We start from the raw sequence: 942 nt of genomic DNA on the forward strand, positions 1-942 counted from the left end.
CTCTGCTTTGGCGGCTTCGCGTGCGAGGGAACGATCGCGCATTTCCTCGAACTTGGTGGCCTGACGCTCGAGGTCTTCGAGGAACACGGCCAGTTCTTCACGCTTGGATTCCCCGACACCGGTGAAGTCCTCACGTTCGAAGATCTGCCACTTCCGCAGCACCGGCCACACCACGTCCTCGAGGTGCTGACGCAGATCGTAGATCCCGTGCTTGGCCATCAACACACCGTTGCGGCGGAAGTTCGGCATCCCGGCACCGGGCATCTGGAAGTTCATCACGATATGCGAAATCGCTTCCAACGTCTGATCCGGCGCAATGTCGAGGGCGGCAGCGGTGACGTTGCGATAGAACATCATGTGCAGGTTCTCATCCGCAGCGATGCGCTGAAGCATCCGATCGGCGATCGGGTCGTCGCACACCTTGCCGGTGTTGCGATGCGAGACGCGCGTGGCGAGTTCCTGGAAGGTGACGTACGAGACCGAATGCAACAGTCCGGTCTGTGCGCCCGCCGGTGAGGCGAAACCGTTGGTCATGTGGATCATCCGGGCCTGTTCGAGCGCGACCGGATCGACACCGCGGGTGACCACCAGGTAGTCCCGCATGACGATGCCGTGCCGGTTCTCCTCGGCGGTCCACCGTCCCACCCAGGTGCCCCAGGCGCCGTCCTGCGAAAAGTTTTCGGCGATCTCGCGGTGGTACGAGGGCAGATTGTCCTCGGTGAGCAGGTTGGTGATCATCGCTGCTCGCGCTACTTCGGAAAGTTTGCTCTGCTCCGGTTCGTAGTCAACCCCACCGAGTGCGGCGAAGTTGCGGCCTTCGTCCCACGGCACGTAATCGTGCGGGTGCCACTCCTTCGCCATCGACATGTGGCGGTTCACGTTGTCTTCCGCAACAGGAACCAGCTCGTGTAGCAGCTCCAGCTGTGTCAGATCCCTCGCCAT

1 protein-coding gene is annotated in these 942 nt (G+C 61.8%); it reads right to left on the reverse strand.

From position 1 onward, the window contains the following. The coding region (locus H2510_RS20545) for an acyl-ACP desaturase (protein ID WP_186630126.1) at positions 1 to 942 on the reverse strand (942 nt) is incomplete at both ends.

Origin of the sequence: Rhodococcus sp. BP22, assembly GCF_014281965.1 — a bacterium.
Classification (GTDB): domain Bacteria; phylum Actinomycetota; class Actinomycetes; order Mycobacteriales; family Mycobacteriaceae; genus Rhodococcoides.